Source organism: Williamsia sp. Y844 (assembly GCF_056786475.1).
The window spans coordinates 718,106-734,155 of record NZ_JBXCJB010000004.1 but is presented as its reverse complement, the minus strand read 5'-3'; the positions used below and the strand labels follow the sequence as shown (position 1 = coordinate 734,155).

Here is a 16,050-nt window from a genome sequence, read left to right as displayed (position 1 = left end):
GGAAACCATGGTGACGGCGCAGACCATCGCCCGGAACCGCAAGATCCGAGGTGGCCGCCGTCGCTGGGTGATCGCGATCCTGGTGGTGCTCATCGCGGCTGCCTTTGCCATCACCCTGATGTTCGGCAAGACGTTCTACCCACCCGGCGATATTCTGAAAGTGATTCTGGGGGAGCAGGTCCAGGGTGCGACCTTCACCGTCGGTCGCCTGCGGATCCCACGCGCGGTCCTGGCTGTCGCCGCAGGTTTGTGTTTCGGGCTGGCCGGCATCACTTTTCAGACCATGCTGCGCAACCCGTTGGCCAGCCCCGACATCATCGGGATCAGTGCGGGTGCCAGTGCTGCGGCCACCTTCGCGATCGTCACGCTTTCGCTCGGTGCGACCCAGGTGTCGATCTTCGCCATTGTTTCCGCACTTGCTGTTTCGGTGCTGATCTACGCGCTCTCGTTCCGCGGCGGCGTTGTCGGAACCCGTCTCATCCTCATCGGTATCGGTATTGCGGCGATGCTCCACAGCATCACGGACTATCTGCTGGACCAGGCCGCGGAATGGGATCAGCAGGAGGCGATGCGGTGGCTGACCGGCAGCCTCAACGGCGCGTCGTGGACCCAGGCGATCCCGGTTCTGTTCGCACTCGTCGTGCTGGCACCGGTGCTGCTCGGACAGTCACGCAATCTCGAGATGTCCCAGCTCGGCGATGACGCCGCATCGGCACTCGGGGTGCGGGTCAACCGAACCCGGCTGTTCGTGATCGTCGCTGCCGTGGGACTTCTTGCCTTCGCCACCGCAGCCTCGGGGCCGATCGCATTTGTGGCGTTCTTGGCCGGTCCCATCGCCGCGCGCCTGGTCGGACCGAACGGCTCGTTGCTCGTGCCGGCCGCGCTGGTCGGAGCTCTGCTGGTGCTGGTTGCCGACTTCGTCGGACAGTTCGCCTTCGGCACCCGCTACCCGGTGGGTGTCGTGACCGGTGTGCTCGGCGCCCCGTACCTCATCTATCTGATCGTTCGTACCAACCGCGCCGGAGGCTCGCTGTGACAACCACACACCAACTCCTTGTCGAGAACCTGACTCTCGGCTATGGCGAACACACCGTCATCGAAGAGCTGGACCTTCTGGTGCCTCCGGGCAAGGTGACCGCGATCGTGGGTGCGAATGCGTGCGGTAAATCGACTCTGCTGCGGTCGATGTCGCGACTATTGACCCCGCGCTCGGGCCGGGTGCTGCTCGACGGCACCGAGGTACACAAGACGCCGGCCAAACAGTTGGCGCGCACCCTCGGTCTGTTGCCGCAGTCGCCGATCACCCCTGAAGGAATCACGGTCGCCGATCTCGTCGGACGCGGACGGCATCCGCATCAGGGGCTGTTTTCTCGATGGACCCGCGAAGACGACGAAGCCGTGGCCGCTGCGCTAGAGGCCACCGAGACCTCGGCGCTGGCCGATCGACCGGTGGATGAACTCTCCGGTGGACAGCGCCAACGAGTCTGGATAGCAATGGCTCTCGCGCAACAGACCGACGTGTTGCTGCTCGATGAACCGACGACATTTCTCGATGTCAGTCACCAGATCGAGGTTCTCGACCTGTTGACCGACCTCAACCGCGACCGTGGCACCACGATCGTGATGGTGTTGCACGATCTCAATCTCGCGGCCCGGTACTCCGACCACCTCATCGCCTTGGCCGGTGGAAACGTCCATGCCGCAGGCGAACCCGCGGAGGTCCTGACGGAGGACAACGTCCGGTCGGTGTTCGGCCTCGACAGTCAGGTCATCCTCGACCCGACATCGGGCAAGCCGCTGATGCTACCGCTCGGCCGTCATCACGTACTCACCGAACCGAGTCAGTAGACAAACGCACCTGTTCCAGTCATTTACACACGTTACAACGTGTGTAAATGACTGGAACAGGTGCATTTGTCCCGGATCCAGCGTCCGCTGTCTAGGTTCCGAAGTACGGCTCCAGCACGGTGTTGTAGCGGCGGTCGACGAAGGTGTCGAAGTCCGGGCTCGCCGGGATCTGACCGGAATCGTAGAACAGGTCGGCCAACAGTTGCTCGGATGCGACGACCTCATCGGTCAGGGGGACCGCCGGTTTGATGCTGCGCTCTTGGGCAATCTGCGCCACCTCGGGGGCGACACCGACCGACTGTGCGTAGTGGTTGGCCCATTCCTGCGGATTCGCTTGCGCCCACTGTGTGGCCCGAGCGATGCGCTGGACCAGATCGGCAAGCGCGGTGTTGCGCTTGGGATCTGCGAGTGCCTTCGCTGAGGCGATTCCGAAGGCATAGCTCTGCTCGGCATTGACCAACGTCTTTGCGCCGGTCTGGGCCTCGGCGATGGCGGTGAACGGATCCCAGATCGCCCAGGCGTCCACGGAGCCCTGCTGGAAGGCTGCCAGTCCGTCGGCGGGCTGCAGGAAGACCAATTCCACGTCGTCGACACTCACGTCGACGGCGTCGAGCTGTTCCAGGACGTTGGCGTGTGCCGAACTTCCCTTGGCCACAGCGATCTTCTTGCCCTTGAGTTCGGACACAGAGGTCAGCGTCGAGTTCTTGGGGATCAGGATCTTGTCACCCTTCCCGGAGGCCTGGTAGGCGGCGACGACCTTGATGTTGGCGTTGTTGGCCGCTCCGAAGATGGGCGGTGTGTTGCCGGTGACGGCGAAGTCGATCTTGTCGCCGGTTGCCGCCTCCACCTGGGGAGGCCCGGAGGTGAACATCGAGAACTCGATCTTGTACGGCAGGTCGTCCAATTCGCCGGCCGCGGCGAGAAGCGGCTCGGTGATGCCCTTCTGGTCACCGACTTTCAGGGTCGCGCCGCTGAGCTCGGCGACCGACACCGTTGTGTTGGCGACGTCCTCGCTGCCTTTGTCATCCTGCGACACACATCCGGTCGCGATCAACGCGAACGAGAGAGTCAGGGCCGCAGACCCGATGGCACCACTGAGCTTCATTCAACAACTCGCTTCATTCGACAACTCCCAAACTCTTCAACAGATGCTGTGCCGCCTCGGCCAGCTCTGGGTGTCCTGCCTCGCGCGGGCGGGGCAGGTCGATCACAACTTCATCTTTGATATGGCCTTCATCGAGCACCACGACGCGATCGGCGATCGAGACCGCCTCGTGCACATCATGTGTCACCAGGAGGACGCCGAACTGGTGCCGCTTCCACACGGTGAGCAGCAGGTCGTGCATGGTCCGTCGGGTCAGTGCGTCGAGCGCCCCGAACGGCTCGTCGAGCAGCAACAGCTCCGGCTCGCCCACCAGGGCGCGTGCCAGTGAAACACGTTGTGCCTGACCGCCGGACAGGGTCAGCGGCCAAGCGTCGGCCTTGTCGTCGAGACCGACCTGGGTCAGTGCATCGACGACGCGGCCCTGGGTCTTCGACTTTGCGACCTTTACCCGGTTGAGCCCGTAGCCGACGTTCTGGGCGACGGATCGCCAGGGGAACAGCCGTGGTTCCTGAAAGGCAACGGCGGGGGCGCCGGCAACCGAGGTGTCGCCGGTGTAGTTGTCGGTGAGCCCGGCGAGCACGCGCAGGGTCGTGGACTTGCCACAGCCGCTGCGGCCGATCAGGGCCACGATCTCGCCGTGGCGTACCTTCAGGCTCAGATTGTCCAGGACCTGATTGTCGCCGTAATGCAGTGATACGGCGTTCAATTCGGCGGCTACATCCGCCTTGTCGGTGGGCTTGGCCGTCGCCCGAGGGTCAGAGATAAGTGTCATCACACGTCCTCATTGTTGGGTCGATAGCGCAATGCGTAACGCTCTAGCTGGCGGACGGCGGCGTCGGTGGTGAAGCCGAGCAACGCGTAGATGACCAGACCGAAGAAGATGATGTCCATCCGGAGGAAGTCGCGCGCGTTGTTGATCATGAAGCCGATGCCTTCGCCGCCGGCGATCTGTTCGGCCACGATCAGTGTCAGCCAGGCGATGGCCAGCGACTGGCGCAGTCCGACAAGGACCTGCGGTGCGGCGCTGGGCAGGATGATGATCCGAAAGCGTTGCCAAGCACCAAATCCCAGCACCCGGCCGGTTTCGAGGAGCTTCGGCTCGATCTGGCGGATCGCCGAGATGGTGTTGAGGTAGAGCGGGAACATCACTCCGAGCGCGATCATCAGGATCTTCGGGGTCTCACCGATTCCGAACCAGAGGATGAACGGGGCGATCAACGCAAGGTGGGGGAGCGCGCGAACCATCTGCAGTGACGGGTCGAGGAGGGAGTCGGCGATCCGCGACAGGCCGACGAGTACGCCGAGCGCGACACCGATCAGGCCGCCGAGAAGCAGTCCCTGGATCACGCGCCATCCCGATGCGGTCAGGGCGTCGGCGAGTTCTCCCGATTCGATGGTCTCGAGGCCGGCTTCGAAGACCAGTGAGGGCGCAGGCGCCACGTCCTGGGGGATCAGCCCGATGGCGCTACCCAGTTGCCAGAGCAGTAGGACAAAGAGCGGCGAGAGCCACCGAACGACCGTCCAGAAACGGTGTGAGCCGCGGTTCGATACGCGAGGTGGTTTCGCGATGGAGGCAGGTGCGATCTGGGTCACCAGAGAGACGCTATGGGGCTCGTGGTGCCCCGAGAACCTTTTGAATCGCGCAGAGCGAAAGTTGCGAAAGTGGCCTATTTCCTCCGTGTTACCGCTGTGAGCTCTTGGAACTGCACTGTTAGTCCTGCGATAACCAGCCTGAAACCGGGAACTTTTGTACTGGTAATCGCAGCCGGTTCCGGCTCCTCGCCTAGCGGCAAAGCAGCCGCAGCGACCTCAACCTTCCGTCCTATCAGGAGGACTCTATGTCCGAGATCGATCAGTCCATCGCCGATAATATCAAGAAGTCCATCGCCGAGATCCCACATCCATCGTTGCCGAAGGGCACCAACATCTACGGCGGCACCAAGATCTTCCCCGATTACAAGGCACAGGAGGGCGAGTCCTACTTTACCTTGGTCCACGGCATCGCCCACGAATCGTCGGTGAGTTTTGTGGCGGTCTTGCAGGCGACCCGCGCACTGCGCAAGGGATTCGAATCGGCAATGTACTTCTACGGACCCGGAGCCATCAATTGCCTGGCCACCCGCGGCTTTCCGACCACCGGTGACTCGGGCTTCCCGGGTGAGCAGAACATCAACGATTCGCTCGCGACGTTCATCTCCGAAGGCGGCACGGTGTTCTGTTGCCGCTTCGGTCTGGCGTTGCACGGCGGCCGCGAAGAAGACCTCATCGAAGGGGTCATCCCGGCGCATCCGCTCGATGTGCAGGATGCGCTGATCCACTATTCGCGCAAGGGCGCCATCATCAACTCCACCTACATGGTCTGACGTGAAGAGATGCTGGAGACGAAGCGGAGCGGAGCTCGACCAGAGCCGACCGTATCGGCACGCGTAGATCTTGCGCTGCTCGGTGTCCGCGGCTCACCGCCGCTGCGCCGATCCGCAGGTGCAGGTCCCAGCGACGACGGTCACCTGATCATCGACGGCCTCAGCGCCGCGATACCGCGCAATCCGTTGAGTCCTTATGTACTCGACGGCGGTCAGGTGTTGCTCGACGGAGCCGACACCGGTCTGGAGGTCACGGCCATCGAACGGCCGGCCTTCTACGACCTGCGCACCGATACGGGCATCGAGTACGAGAAGATCGCCAAGCTCCACGGCCGGGACGTGTTGGCCACCACGGTGATGCAGACCTGTATCCGCTATGACGAGTCGCAGCGCTGCAGGTTCTGCACCATCGAGGAGTCGCTGCGGTCCGGTGCGACCGTGGCGGTGAAGAAGCCTGCAGAGTTGGCCGAGGTCGCCGAGGCGGCCGTCCGCCTCGACGGGGTGAAGCAGATGGTCATGACCACCGGTACCTCCGCGGCGAAGGACCGGGGCGCCAAACATCTGGCGCGCTGCGTCCGCGCAGTCAAAGCGGTGGTGCCCGATCTACCCATCCAGGTCCAGTGCGAACCGCCCGGTGACCTGGCCACGCTCACCGAATTGAAGGACGCCGGTGCCGAATCGATCGGCATCCACATCGAGTCGCTCGACGACGCCGTGCGCAAGCGCTGGATGCCGGGCAAGGCGACGGTGTCCACCGACGAGTACCGGGCGGCGTGGGCCGAGGCGGTACGGGTGTTCGGTCGCAATCAGGTGTCGACGTACCTGCTGGTCGGATTGGGTGAAGACCCCGACGAATTGGTCGCAGGCGCACGTGAACTCATCGACATGGGCGTGTATCCCTTTGTGGTGCCGTTCCGTCCACATGAGGGATCGCTCGCCGTCGACGTGGACCGTGCCGTCGCCCCACGCAGCGACGTCGTCGAGGACGTCACCCGGCGGGTCGCGAAAGAGTTGGCTGCCGCGGGGATGCTCGGCGCCGATCAGAAAGCCGGATGTGCCGCCTGTGGTGCATGCAGTGTCTTGCAGAATGTCGGAGGTTGATCATGCACGCCGGTATCCCTGACCTGGCCATTCTGACCGGGCCCCGCCGCGCCGCATCACCGGCCGCCTTCATCATCCAGCCGGCCCTGGACACAAGGGAACTCGACCGGTATCGGACCCTTCGCCACGAAGCGTTTGTGGTGCAGCAAGAGCTGTTCAGGGGATCCGACCACGATGATGTCGACGACGACCCTCGCACCGTTGTGCTCTGCGCGATGGCTCCCGATGGCACGGTGCTCGGTGGGGTGCGGCTCGCGCCGGCGACAACTGATGACATCGGGTGGTGGGCTGGCAGCCGGTTGGTGGTGGCACCGACCGAACAGGCACGAGGAGTCGGTCCGGCACTGGTACGAGCGGCAAGCGCGTATGCCGAGAGTTCCGGGGTCCTGCGATTCGACGCCGCCGTGCAGCAGCGATACCAGCCGATGTTCACCTCATTGGGATGGCAGTACACCGCCGACGTCGACGTCGCAGGGGTCACCCACGCGGCGATGCGCTGGCCGATCAACAAGATCGAGCGCCTTGTCACGGCCACCAAGGCGATGCTCGCCGACGTGCTGGCACCACTGGCAGAGCAGTCGATGGGATTGGGGCCGAGCGGCTTCCGGGGTGACGACGGCACACCGGTTCCCGGTAGCGATCTGATCGCGGCCTGCGACGCGATCATCCCGTCGATGGTCGAGCGCGATCCGGAATGGGCCGGGTGGTGTGGCGTGCTGGTCAATCTCAACGACCTGTCCGCGATGGGCGCCACCCCGGTGGGACTGCTCGACGCGGTGGGCGCACCCACCCGATCACAACTGACCCGGATCGTTCGCGGGATGGCCAGAGCAGCTGCTGCATGGGGTGTTCCGGTCCTCGGCGGCCACACACAGGCCGGTGTTCCGTCGTCGTTGTCGGTGACCGCGCTGGGTCGTACCGCGACACCGGTCCCGGCCGGGGGTGGGCAGGTAGGCCACGACCTTCGGCTCACCGCAGACCTCGGAGGCAACTGGCGTCCGGGATACGCAGGGCAACAGTGGGATTCCACATCCACGCGCAATTCTCAAGATCTGGTACGGATGGGAACATTCGTGCAGCGGGCAGCTCCGGCTGCGGCAAAAGACGTCAGCATGGCCGGGCTGGTCGGAACCACCGGCATGCTGGCCGAAGCCAGTGGAACCGGTGCGCTGCTCGACATGGCCACCATCCCACGACCTTCGGGCGTGGCGATGGGCGAGTGGGTCACCGCCTTCCCGGGATTCGCCATGATCACGGCAGACGCGCCGGGCCGAGAGGTCCCCGATGCGGGACCGGCGACCAGCGTGGTCTGTGGACGACTCATCAAAGGCGACGGCGTCAGCTTGCGCTGGCCCGACGGCACGATCACACAAGCGGTGCACGGCACCGTCACAGGATTGGGGAAAGCATGAGCACCACAATTTCTGTCGCGTCGGCGCAGTTCGGCCGCGACATGGAGGACGCATACCGGACCATCGGTGCGCTCATCGAACTGGCGCGGCAGCGGGGCAGCGACCTACTGGTCCTTCCGGAAGCTGCGCTGGGAGGCTATCTGCCCAGCCTCGGCGGAGCTGACGAGAGTCCGGAGGCGCGGCAACGGCGACTCGAAAGTCTGCCTCCCGCTCTCGAACTCGGTGGCCCGGAACTGGAGCGGGTCATCAAGATGGCCGGCGACATGACCGTGACGTTGGGCTTCTGCGAGGCCGATGGCGACACACGCTACAACGCGGCTGTCACCCTCAGCGGCGACGGGATTCTCGGTTCCTACCGGAAGGTCCATCAACCCTTGGGTGAAAACCTCTGCTATTCAGCCGGTTCGGGGTACCCGACCTTCGATACTCCGGTCGGGCGGATGGGGATGCAGATCTGTTACGACAAGGCATTCCCAGAGGCTGCCCGGGCGCTGTCGCTCGGTGGGGCGGAGATCGTCGCGTCCCTGTCGGCGTGGCCGACGTCGCGGACCAACACCACACCGAACATGGAAGACGACCGCTGGAAGCAGCGTTTCGACATCTACGACCGGGCCCGGGCGTTGGAGAACCAGCTGATCTGGGTGGCATCGAATCAGGCCGGAACCTTTGGCTCCCTGCGATTCGTCTGCAGCGCAAAGGTGGTCGGACCGGGCGGGGAGATCCTCGCAGACACCGGCACCCAGGAAGGCCTGGCGACCGCGACGCTCGATGTCAAGGCAGCGATGGCAGCCGCCCGCGGTGGCGGTATGTACAACCTGCGTGATCGTCGACCCGAGATCTACGGCAGTGTCACCGAGCCAAACCGAGTCGAGGAGCTCACCTATGCCTGAAATGACGTTCACCGTGCGCTGGCCGGACGGCTCAGAGCAACAATGCTATTCACCCTCACTGGTCATGCACGACTTCCTGGAGCCGGGCGCAGAGTACTCGGTGGGGGAGTTCGTATCCCGCAGCACCGAAGCCCTGACCATCGCCAGTGACCGCGTACGCGCGAAGTTCGGGTTCGCCTGCACGTCGGCGGCCGCTCAACTCGAGAACATCGAGGCAGCGGCGCGCCAGATGCCCGACGGGCAGGTCCAGATATTGACGATGAGCGGTGGAGACCTGATCACGCCGACACAGGCAGGACACACATCATGAACGAATCTTCAGTGAGTACCCCGATCGAGGAGGTGCCGGTGGTGGTCATCGGCGCCGGTCAGGCCGGGCTCTCTGTCAGTTGGCATCTCACCCGACGCGGTGTCGCCCATGTGGTGCTCGAACGCGACACCATTGCCCACGAATGGCGGGATGGACGCTGGGACAACTTCACCCTCGTCACGCCCAACTGGCAGTGCAATCTGCCGGGCTACGAGTACTCCGGCGACGATCCGGACGGCTTCATGAGCCGCGACGAGGTGTATGCCTGGGTTTGCGACTACGCAAAGACCTTTGATCCCCTGGTACGCGAACATGTTTCGGTGATATCCGTGAGCCAACGCGCAGGCGGTGGATTCGACATCGCCACCACAGCCGGGCCATTGCACGCGAAGCAGGTGGTGGTTGCGGTCGGCGGCTATCACACACCGGTGATCCCGCGTTTCGCAGAGAAGCTTCCGGATCGGATCGCGCAGATACATTCGTCGCAGTACCGCGGCGCCGACCAGCTCCCCGAGGGAGCAGTGCTGGTGATCGGTTCCGGGCAGTCCGGAGCGCAGATCGCCGAGGATCTGCACCTGTCCGGTCGAAAAGTACACCTGGCCACGGGAAGTGCCCCACGGGTGGCCCGCTTCTACCGGGGTCGGGACTGCGTCGCCTGGCTGCACGACATGGGTGTCTACGACGTCTCGATCGACGAGCACCCCGGCGGTCTGTCCAAGCGCGAGAAGACAAATCACTACGTGACCGGCCGCGACGGCGGGCGGGACATCGACCTGCGTGCCTTCGCCCGCGACGGTATGCAGCTGCACGGCCGGTCCACCGGGCTAATCGGGACGACCCTGACCTTCGCGCCGAATCTGGCGAAGAACCTCGACGCCGCCGACGCCGTCAGCGACGCGATCAAAGACGACATCGATGCCTACATCGATCGAACCGGCATCGACGCACCGACGGAACCGCGGTATGTCCCGGTGTGGACGCCGGAAACCGAAGTGACCGAACTGGATCTGGAGACTTCGGATGTGTCGGCCATCGTGTGGTCGATCGGTTTCCGTACCGACTACCGCTTCCTCAAGGTCGGAGTCTTTGACGGAGAGGGGATGCCGACCCACAATCGCGGCGTCACCTCGACACCCGGCGTCTACTTCCTCGGCCTTCCGTGGCAGCACACCTGGGGCTCCGGACGATTCGCTGCCATCGCTCGTGACGCCGAGTATCTGGCCGATCAATTGACCGCAGGGCTTGTTCCGACCGCGCAGGCCACATCGAGTCACTAGGCTGATCGGCTATGGCACCCATCCGTGTTGCCGCACTCGCAGCCCATTTCGGCAGGGATGTCGAGCGCGCGGTGAGCAAGATCGTCGGGATCATCGAGGCGGCTTCGCGCGACGGCATCAATCTGTTGGTACTGCCAGACGCGTCGCTGGGCGGATACATCGGTGACCTGCGGTCGCCGGACATCGATCACCTTCCACCGACGGTCGACACCGACGGTCCGGAACTGGCGAGGATCGCCGAGGCGGCGGGGCCGATGACGGTTTGCGTGGGATTCACCGAAGCCGCGCAAGGCAAGCGGTACAACACCGCCGTATGTCTGTCGGGCGACGGGATCTTGGGTCTACACCGCAAAGTTCATCAACCGGCCGGTGAATCGCTCGCCTATGCGGCGGGTGACGACTTCGCGGCCTTCGACACCCCGGTCGGCCGGATCGGCATGCTCATCGACTACGACAAGACGTTTCCGGAATCGGCCCGCACCCTTGCGCTCGACGGGGCGAGGATCATCGCCGCACTCTCGGCGTGGCCGGCCAGCGTCACCGACCGTGCCTCACGGCTACCCAACGATCGTCAGTCGCGGCTGTTCGACCTCTACGACGCGGCCCGAGCCGCGGAGAATCAGGTGGTGCTGGTGTCGTCGAATCAGACCGGGGTGATGGGCAAACTGCGATTCCTGGGACAGGCCAAGGTGGTCGGGCCTGGCGGTGAAGTGCTCGCGAAGACGTGGGCCAAGGGTGGAATGGCGGTGTGTGACATCGACATCGATGCCGAGATCAACCGGGCCCGCACGGTGCTGCACCACCTCGCCGAGCGGCGCACCGACACGTACTGGCAGGACGATCTGTGAGAGTTTCACTACTGACCTACTCCACCAAACCGCGTGGCGGAGTTGTACATACGCTCAATCTCGCCGAGGCGCTGGCGAAGGCAGGCGCCGAGGTCACCATCTGGTCCTTGGCGCGCGGCGGCGACCCAGGATTCTTCCGGACGGTTGATCCTGCCGTGACGGTGCGCCTGGCCCGGTTCGAGGACCGCGAAGGCGATACGGTCACCGACCGGATCGTCCGGTCCATCCAGGTGCTCGGTGCTGAGTTCGACTCGGCTGCAGCCGATATCGTGCATGCCCAGGACTGCATCAGTGCCAACGCCGTTGGCCGGTGCGTCCGGACCATCCACCACCTCGACCAATTCACCACGCCCGTGCTCGCCGCGTGCCACGAGAAGGCCATCGTGGACCCCTACGCCCGGATCTGTGTGTCGTCCGCGGTGGCGCGGGAGGTTCGGCAGGGTTGGGGGTTCGAGCCGACTGTGATTCCCAATGGCGTCCAGGCGGAGCGGTTTGCGGCCGCAGCCAGCAGTGATCCGGAATCTGTTGCAGCGCGGCAACAGTGGGGTGATCGACTCGGGAGGTACGTACTTGCGGTTGGTGGGATCGAACCCCGGAAGGGGAGTATCGATCTGCTGGAGGCCTATGCACTCCTGAGGCTGCGCGATCCTGGACTCCAACTCGTATTCGCCGGTGGCGAAACGCTGTTCGACTATCGCGATTACCGCACCGAATTCAACAGCCGGGCAGAGGATCTCGATATCACGCCGATCGTCCTGGGTTCCGTCCCCGACAAGACCCTGCCGGCGTTGGTTGCCGAAGCTGCGGCACTTGCGTTCCCATCGACCAAAGAGGGTTTCGGTCTGGCGGCGATGGAAGCACTGGCTGCCGGCACCCCGGTGGTGGCCCGCGACCTACCGGTGCTGCGGGAGGTCTTCGGTGATGCCGTGCGTTATGCCCGAACCCCCGAGGACCTGGCCGGACAACTGACCGCCGCAATGACCGTCGATCCCGCAATGCGGTCACGTGGTCGGGACTTGGCGTCCAGCCTGACCTGGGAACTCGCTGCGAAGCGTCATCTCGAGTTCTATCGTTCGCTCCTCTGATCCCGCGAGCGTGCCGACGTCACCGTCGACCGTGCCAGAATCGCCGTCGGGTGGACCCAAATCTCCGATCCGGAGGGTCGGGTGCGGTCATGCGCTGGATGTAGTCGACCATCTCGACCAGCGCGCGCCGCTCGTCGGTGTCGTCGGTCCTGCCGATGCCGCCGTCGACGGTGATCGAGATGGGTGTTCCGTCTCGGATGTCCAATTCATCCCAACAGAGCGGCAGGCAATGGGCGTACAGCCTGCGCCCGTTGACCACGAGGTGAATCCGTGGCGAGTAATCGGCTGTCTTCCACGATATCCGCTCTGCGGCATCGTGATTCAATGAACCGTTGGCAGTGAACTCTTGCAGGTACATCGGCTTTCTCCGGGTCGTGTCAGCGCTGTTCGATTGTAGTCTCGGGCCAGTTGCTCACAAGGGCTTTGTGAAGAAGACCCGGCAGAACCCGTCTTCTGCGGCGCGATGCGTCTCTGTGAATCCATGCCGCGGGTAGTAGTGGAGGTTCTCGGTCATGAGCTCGTTGGTGTAGAGATCCAGGCGGCGTAGACCGAGTACGCGGGCCTGATCTGCCGCGAAGTCAAGAAGTTGCGCCCCGATGCCGCGCCCCTGGGTGTCAGGAGCGACCGCGAGGTTGTCGAGTTGCAGGTGATCGGCCCCTGGCGTGAGCACGATGGTCCCGACGATCGCACCGTTGTCTTCCGCGATCCACACGGTTTCGGTGTCGATCAGGCTGACGTAGTCGGTGTGCATAGGCGCGGGTTCGGTGCCGATACGTTCGGTGTAGTGGGAAAACGCCGCAGAGATCAGGTCGGTTACGGCAGCGACGTCGTCGCGCACTGCGGATCGGATGAGCACCATCGCACCATTCTGCTCGCAGAACAAAGTACTTGCGAGGCTCCGAATTGTTGTGCACACTGGACGACGTTCTGTTCCCGATAGTCAGGTTCCCCAGTGAAGATCATCGACGGCTCCGCGTCCTAGCGCGCTGACACCGTTCGATTGCCGCATGCCGCGGCGGGATGAGTTGTTGGCGCACTTTCGTCTTCATTCTTCCTGGGAGTCCGTATGCCTGCGCATTCTGAATCTGCAATTTCTCTCCGAGACGTCAGCCTTGATTGGCCGGACGGTTCTTCGGCCCTCTCACACCTGACGGTGTCTTTTGGTGTCGGCCACATCGGTGTCATCGGCGCCAATGGGTCAGGAAAATCGACACTGCTCAAGATCATTGCGGGGGACATCGCCCCCACCTCGGGATCGGTCACGACAACCGGAGAAACCGCCTATCTGCCACAGGATCTCATCCTGCAGAGCGACGCCACGGTCGCGGACCTACTCGGTATCCGCGCCCGGGTCGATGCGTTGCTGGCGATCGAGGCCGGATCCACGGAGCCGGGGGACTATGACATCCTCGGCGACGACTGGGACGTCGAAGCCCGTGCGCGGCAAGTCCTCGCCGAGGCCGACATCGCGAAATTGGGTCTGGACCGCAATGTCGGCACCCTTTCCGGTGGTGAGGTGACCTTGGCCGCGATCGCGGGTCTGCGTCTGCGCGGCGCGCCGATAACGTTGCTCGACGAACCGACCAACAATCTCGACCGAGACGCCCGGGCGCGTCTGGCTACGCTGATCCGGAACTGGCCGGGCACCTTGCTTGTCGTGTCCCATGACACCGAGCTTCTCGAATTGATGGACACCACAGCCGAACTGCGGGACAACACGGTGACGGTGTTCGGCGGACCGCTCAGCGAGTATCGCGATTATGTACGGTCCCAACAGGAGTCCGCGCAGCAGGATCTGCGGTCGGCGCAGCAGGATCTGAAAGTTCAACAGCGGCAACGTGTGGAGACCGAAACGAAGGTTGCCCGGCGGGGTCGGTACGGGAAGGCGAACACCAACCTGCCGAAGATTCTGCTGGGCGCGCGTAAGCGCAACGCCCAGGAGACTGCGGGCCGATTGCGCACCGAAGGCGACAACAAGATCAACGACGCACGCAAGGCAGTCGAGGGTGCGACCGAATTGATCCGCGACGACAAACACATTCGGATCGAGTTGCCCGACCCGGATGTCCCTGCGGGACGACGTTTGGCCGAGATACGCAGTGGGGATTCGACGATCGTGATCGCCGGTCCGGAACGTGTTGCGCTCACCGGAGCCAACGGCTCCGGCAAGACGTCCCTGCTGCGAACACTGTGGGATCCGGAGCCGCCGAAGATCAGTCCGTATGCGGTCGCGCACACCGACCACATCGGTTACCTGGCACAACGTCTCGATGATCTCGACGATGCCGCCAGCGTGCTCGACAACGTGCGGTCCGCGGTACCCGATGTTGCGCCGAACCTGGTGCGGGCCCGGCTGGCTCAGTTCTTGCTACGCGGCGACGCAGTGGACCGGCTGGTTGGTGAACTGTCTGGCGGCGAACGGTTTCGGGTGGCCCTTGCCCGATTGCTACTGGCGACTCCGCCGGTGCAATTGCTCGTTCTCGACGAGCCGACCAACAACCTCGATCTCGACAGCGTCGATCAGCTAGTGGAGGCATTGTCGGTGTATCGGGGCGGGATGCTTGTGGTCAGTCACGATGATGGATTCTTGGCCCGGCTGGGTATCTCACGGTCACTGGTGCTCGTCGACGGTGGTGTGGAGTCCGGCGAACTCTTCAGTACCGCGTAGACGACGAGTCCGGCGATCAGCGCCCAGAATGCCGATCCGATCCCGGCGACAGAGATTCCGGCTGCAGCCACCACAAAGGTCAGAACTGCTGCGGTTCTGGACTTTTCGTCGCGCAGGCTGGCCGCGAGCGCGCCGGCCAGGGTATCGAGCAGGGCCAGACCGGCCACCGTTTCCCCCAGTCCGGCCGGTGCGATCGTGACCAGCGCGGCGACGGCCGCTGAACTGATGCCGATGACGAGATAGACCGGGCTCACGGTGGCGGCCGCGATCCAGCGCCGACGCGGGTCGGGCTCGGCGGCGGGGGCGGCGGTGAGGGCGGCACTGATCGCCGCCAGATTCACCGCGTGCCCGCCTGCCGGTGCCGCCAGCGAGGTCAGGGCGCCGGTCACCAACATCGAGGGGCGCCAAGGGATCCGATAGCCGAAGCTGGCCATGACGGCGGTACCCGGCAGGTTCTGCGATGCCATGGTGACGATGTAGAGGGGCACCGCTATGCCGACGCAGGCCTGCGGAGACCATTGCGGGACAACCAGATCCATTCGGGGAATCAGTGAATCGGCGGTCACGCCCTTGTCGGACGTCAACAGGACGACCGCGATGACAATGGCCGCGGTACCAAATGCCGCGGGCACCGCCCACCGCTTGGCAAACCGGATCAAGATCAGCCAGACGACGATGACCGGAGCGATGGCGAACGGTTCCGCAGCTACCGCACGCACCGGTTCCAGGCAGAGGGGCAGGACGATCCCGGCCAGCATCGCCTGGGCGATCGGCGTCGGGATGGCCTGCACCAGTGAGCCCAGGCGTGGCCACAGTCCGGTGGCGACGACCATCACGCCGACAAGGACAAATGCTCCGACGGCGACCGGGAAGCCGCCATCTGGTGTTGCGGTGCCTGCCAACAGTGCCGCACCCGGCGTCGACCAGGCCAACGTGATCGGCATCCGGTACCTGGTCGCCAGGAAGCCGACGCCGACGGCGATGGCCAAGCAGAGGGCAAACAGGCCGGATGCGGCTTGTTCGGGCGATGCGCCGACGGCTCGCAGGCCGGTCAGGACCACGGCGAAGGAACTGGTGAATCCCACCAGCGAGGCAACGACACCGGCGGTGATCGGCTGGATGAGCGACACACGAACCTCCGCG

Annotated in this window: 17 protein-coding genes; 11 read left to right on the top strand and 6 right to left on the bottom strand. The window is 64.2% G+C overall.

All coding sequences use genetic code 11. The annotated features are described in order from the left end of the window. Positions 1-7 precede the first annotated feature (7 nt). Positions 8-1,036 (top strand): FecCD family ABC transporter permease, encoded by a 1,029-nt coding sequence (locus AC1TQG_RS24600; RefSeq protein ID WP_482141475.1) that lies wholly within the window; start codon positions 8-10, stop codon positions 1,034-1,036. After that, positions 1,033-1,848 carry an ABC transporter ATP-binding protein gene (locus tag AC1TQG_RS24595; RefSeq protein WP_482141136.1) on the top strand — a complete coding sequence of 272 codons (816 nt, stop codon included), beginning with the start codon at positions 1,033-1,035 and terminating at the stop codon, positions 1,846-1,848. Before AC1TQG_RS24600 ends, AC1TQG_RS24595 begins: the two co-directional genes overlap by 4 nt. A 91-nt stretch (positions 1,849-1,939) precedes the next feature. Here AC1TQG_RS24595 and AC1TQG_RS24590 read toward each other — a convergent pair whose 3' ends face one another. From AC1TQG_RS24590 to AC1TQG_RS24580, 3 genes are read right to left on the bottom strand one after another with little or no spacing between them, the layout of a single operon-like run. Continuing rightward, on the bottom strand, positions 1,940-2,953 hold the full coding sequence (locus tag AC1TQG_RS24590) for an ABC transporter substrate-binding protein (RefSeq protein WP_482141134.1): 1,014 nt from the start codon (positions 2,951-2,953) through the stop codon (positions 1,940-1,942). A 13-nt stretch (positions 2,954-2,966) separates the two neighbouring features. After that, entirely contained in the window at positions 2,967-3,725 is a 759-nt protein-coding gene (locus AC1TQG_RS24585; RefSeq protein ID WP_482141132.1) for an ABC transporter ATP-binding protein, read from the bottom strand. Then, the gene (locus AC1TQG_RS24580) at positions 3,725-4,537 is read right to left on the bottom strand and encodes an ABC transporter permease (protein WP_482141474.1); all 813 of its coding nucleotides are present in this window, start codon (positions 4,535-4,537) and stop codon (positions 3,725-3,727) included. The genes AC1TQG_RS24585 and AC1TQG_RS24580 overlap by 1 nt, the downstream gene beginning before the upstream one ends. A gap of 254 nt (positions 4,538-4,791) precedes the next feature. Between AC1TQG_RS24580 and AC1TQG_RS24575 the strand changes: the two genes are divergently transcribed. Genes AC1TQG_RS24575 through AC1TQG_RS24540 form a run of 8 tightly spaced genes read left to right on the top strand, consistent with a single transcriptional unit; the run spans position 4,792 to position 12,239 of the window. Continuing rightward, a complete protein-coding gene (locus AC1TQG_RS24575; RefSeq protein ID WP_482141130.1) occupies positions 4,792-5,316 on the top strand; it encodes an MSMEG_0572/Sll0783 family nitrogen starvation response protein in 525 nt (174 codons plus the stop codon). Positions 5,317-5,325: 9 nt separating this feature from the next. Beyond that, complete coding sequence (locus tag AC1TQG_RS24570; RefSeq protein WP_482141128.1) at positions 5,326-6,417, top strand: MSMEG_0568 family radical SAM protein; 1,092 nt, start codon at positions 5,326-5,328, stop codon at positions 6,415-6,417. A 2-nt stretch (positions 6,418-6,419) separates the two neighbouring features. Further along, positions 6,420-7,829, top strand: a complete 1,410-nt coding sequence (locus AC1TQG_RS24565) for an MSMEG_0567/sll0787 family protein (protein WP_482141126.1) — start codon at positions 6,420-6,422, stop codon at positions 7,827-7,829. Next, entirely contained in the window at positions 7,826-8,719 is an 894-nt protein-coding gene (locus AC1TQG_RS24560; protein ID WP_482141124.1) for a carbon-nitrogen hydrolase family protein, read from the top strand. Before AC1TQG_RS24565 ends, AC1TQG_RS24560 begins: the two co-directional genes overlap by 4 nt. Continuing rightward, entirely contained in the window at positions 8,712-9,029 is a 318-nt protein-coding gene (locus AC1TQG_RS24555) for an MSMEG_0570 family nitrogen starvation response protein (RefSeq protein WP_482141122.1), read from the top strand. Before AC1TQG_RS24560 ends, AC1TQG_RS24555 begins: the two co-directional genes overlap by 8 nt. Beyond that, positions 9,026-10,306, top strand: coding sequence for an MSMEG_0569 family flavin-dependent oxidoreductase (locus tag AC1TQG_RS24550; protein ID WP_482141120.1), 1,281 nt, complete (start codon positions 9,026-9,028; stop codon positions 10,304-10,306). Before AC1TQG_RS24555 ends, AC1TQG_RS24550 begins: the two co-directional genes overlap by 4 nt. An 11-nt stretch (positions 10,307-10,317) precedes the next feature. Beyond that, positions 10,318-11,154, top strand: a complete 837-nt coding sequence (locus AC1TQG_RS24545; protein WP_482141118.1) for a carbon-nitrogen hydrolase family protein — start codon at positions 10,318-10,320, stop codon at positions 11,152-11,154. Continuing rightward, positions 11,151-12,239 (top strand): MSMEG_0565 family glycosyltransferase, encoded by a 1,089-nt coding sequence (locus AC1TQG_RS24540; RefSeq protein ID WP_482141117.1) that lies wholly within the window; start codon positions 11,151-11,153, stop codon positions 12,237-12,239. Before AC1TQG_RS24545 ends, AC1TQG_RS24540 begins: the two co-directional genes overlap by 4 nt. Before the next feature lie 19 nt (positions 12,240-12,258). Here the strand turns inward: AC1TQG_RS24540 and AC1TQG_RS24535 are convergent, their stop codons facing one another. Together AC1TQG_RS24535 and AC1TQG_RS24530 are read right to left on the bottom strand one after the other, a co-directional pair. Next, positions 12,259-12,597 (bottom strand): hypothetical protein, encoded by a 339-nt coding sequence (locus tag AC1TQG_RS24535; protein WP_482141115.1) that lies wholly within the window; start codon positions 12,595-12,597, stop codon positions 12,259-12,261. A 54-nt stretch (positions 12,598-12,651) separates the two neighbouring features. Next, on the bottom strand, positions 12,652-13,098 hold the full coding sequence (locus AC1TQG_RS24530; RefSeq protein ID WP_482141113.1) for a GNAT family N-acetyltransferase: 447 nt from the start codon (positions 13,096-13,098) through the stop codon (positions 12,652-12,654). Positions 13,099-13,305: 207 nt separating this feature from the next. On the opposite strand from AC1TQG_RS24530, the gene AC1TQG_RS24525 reads away from it, so the two are divergent. Further along, a complete protein-coding gene (locus AC1TQG_RS24525) occupies positions 13,306-14,907 on the top strand; it encodes an ABC-F family ATP-binding cassette domain-containing protein (protein ID WP_482141111.1) in 1,602 nt (533 codons plus the stop codon). Here the strand turns inward: AC1TQG_RS24525 and AC1TQG_RS24520 are convergent. After that, positions 14,811-16,037, bottom strand: coding sequence for a benzoate/H(+) symporter BenE family transporter (locus AC1TQG_RS24520; RefSeq protein ID WP_482141109.1), 1,227 nt, complete (start codon positions 16,035-16,037; stop codon positions 14,811-14,813). The two genes, AC1TQG_RS24525 and AC1TQG_RS24520, sit on opposite strands and share 97 nt — an antisense overlap. Positions 16,038-16,050: the final 13 nt, after the last annotated feature.

What these genes read in the sequence shown, in the direction of transcription:
- AC1TQG_RS24570 (WP_482141128.1), top strand. Translation starts at nt 5,326, where the DNA reads ATGCTGGAGACGAAGCGGAGCGGAGCTCGACCAGAGCCGACCGTATCG.
- AC1TQG_RS24530 (WP_482141113.1), bottom strand. Translation starts at nt 13,098, where the DNA reads ATGGTGCTCATCCGATCCGCAGTGCGCGACGACGTCGCTGCCGTAACC.
- AC1TQG_RS24555 (WP_482141122.1), top strand. Translation starts at nt 8,712, where the DNA reads ATGCCTGAAATGACGTTCACCGTGCGCTGGCCGGACGGCTCAGAGCAA.
- AC1TQG_RS24545 (WP_482141118.1), top strand. Translation starts at nt 10,318, where the DNA reads ATGGCACCCATCCGTGTTGCCGCACTCGCAGCCCATTTCGGCAGGGAT.
- AC1TQG_RS24550 (WP_482141120.1), top strand. Translation starts at nt 9,026, where the DNA reads ATGAACGAATCTTCAGTGAGTACCCCGATCGAGGAGGTGCCGGTGGTG.
- AC1TQG_RS24565 (WP_482141126.1), top strand. Translation starts at nt 6,420, where the DNA reads ATGCACGCCGGTATCCCTGACCTGGCCATTCTGACCGGGCCCCGCCGC.
- AC1TQG_RS24525 (WP_482141111.1), top strand. Translation starts at nt 13,306, where the DNA reads ATGCCTGCGCATTCTGAATCTGCAATTTCTCTCCGAGACGTCAGCCTT.
- AC1TQG_RS24535 (WP_482141115.1), bottom strand. Translation starts at nt 12,597, where the DNA reads ATGTACCTGCAAGAGTTCACTGCCAACGGTTCATTGAATCACGATGCC.
- AC1TQG_RS24590 (WP_482141134.1), bottom strand. Translation starts at nt 2,953, where the DNA reads ATGAAGCTCAGTGGTGCCATCGGGTCTGCGGCCCTGACTCTCTCGTTC.
- AC1TQG_RS24600 (WP_482141475.1), top strand. Translation starts at nt 8, where the DNA reads ATGGTGACGGCGCAGACCATCGCCCGGAACCGCAAGATCCGAGGTGGC.
- AC1TQG_RS24575 (WP_482141130.1), top strand. Translation starts at nt 4,792, where the DNA reads ATGTCCGAGATCGATCAGTCCATCGCCGATAATATCAAGAAGTCCATC.
- AC1TQG_RS24585 (WP_482141132.1), bottom strand. Translation starts at nt 3,725, where the DNA reads ATGACACTTATCTCTGACCCTCGGGCGACGGCCAAGCCCACCGACAAG.
- AC1TQG_RS24560 (WP_482141124.1), top strand. Translation starts at nt 7,826, where the DNA reads ATGAGCACCACAATTTCTGTCGCGTCGGCGCAGTTCGGCCGCGACATG.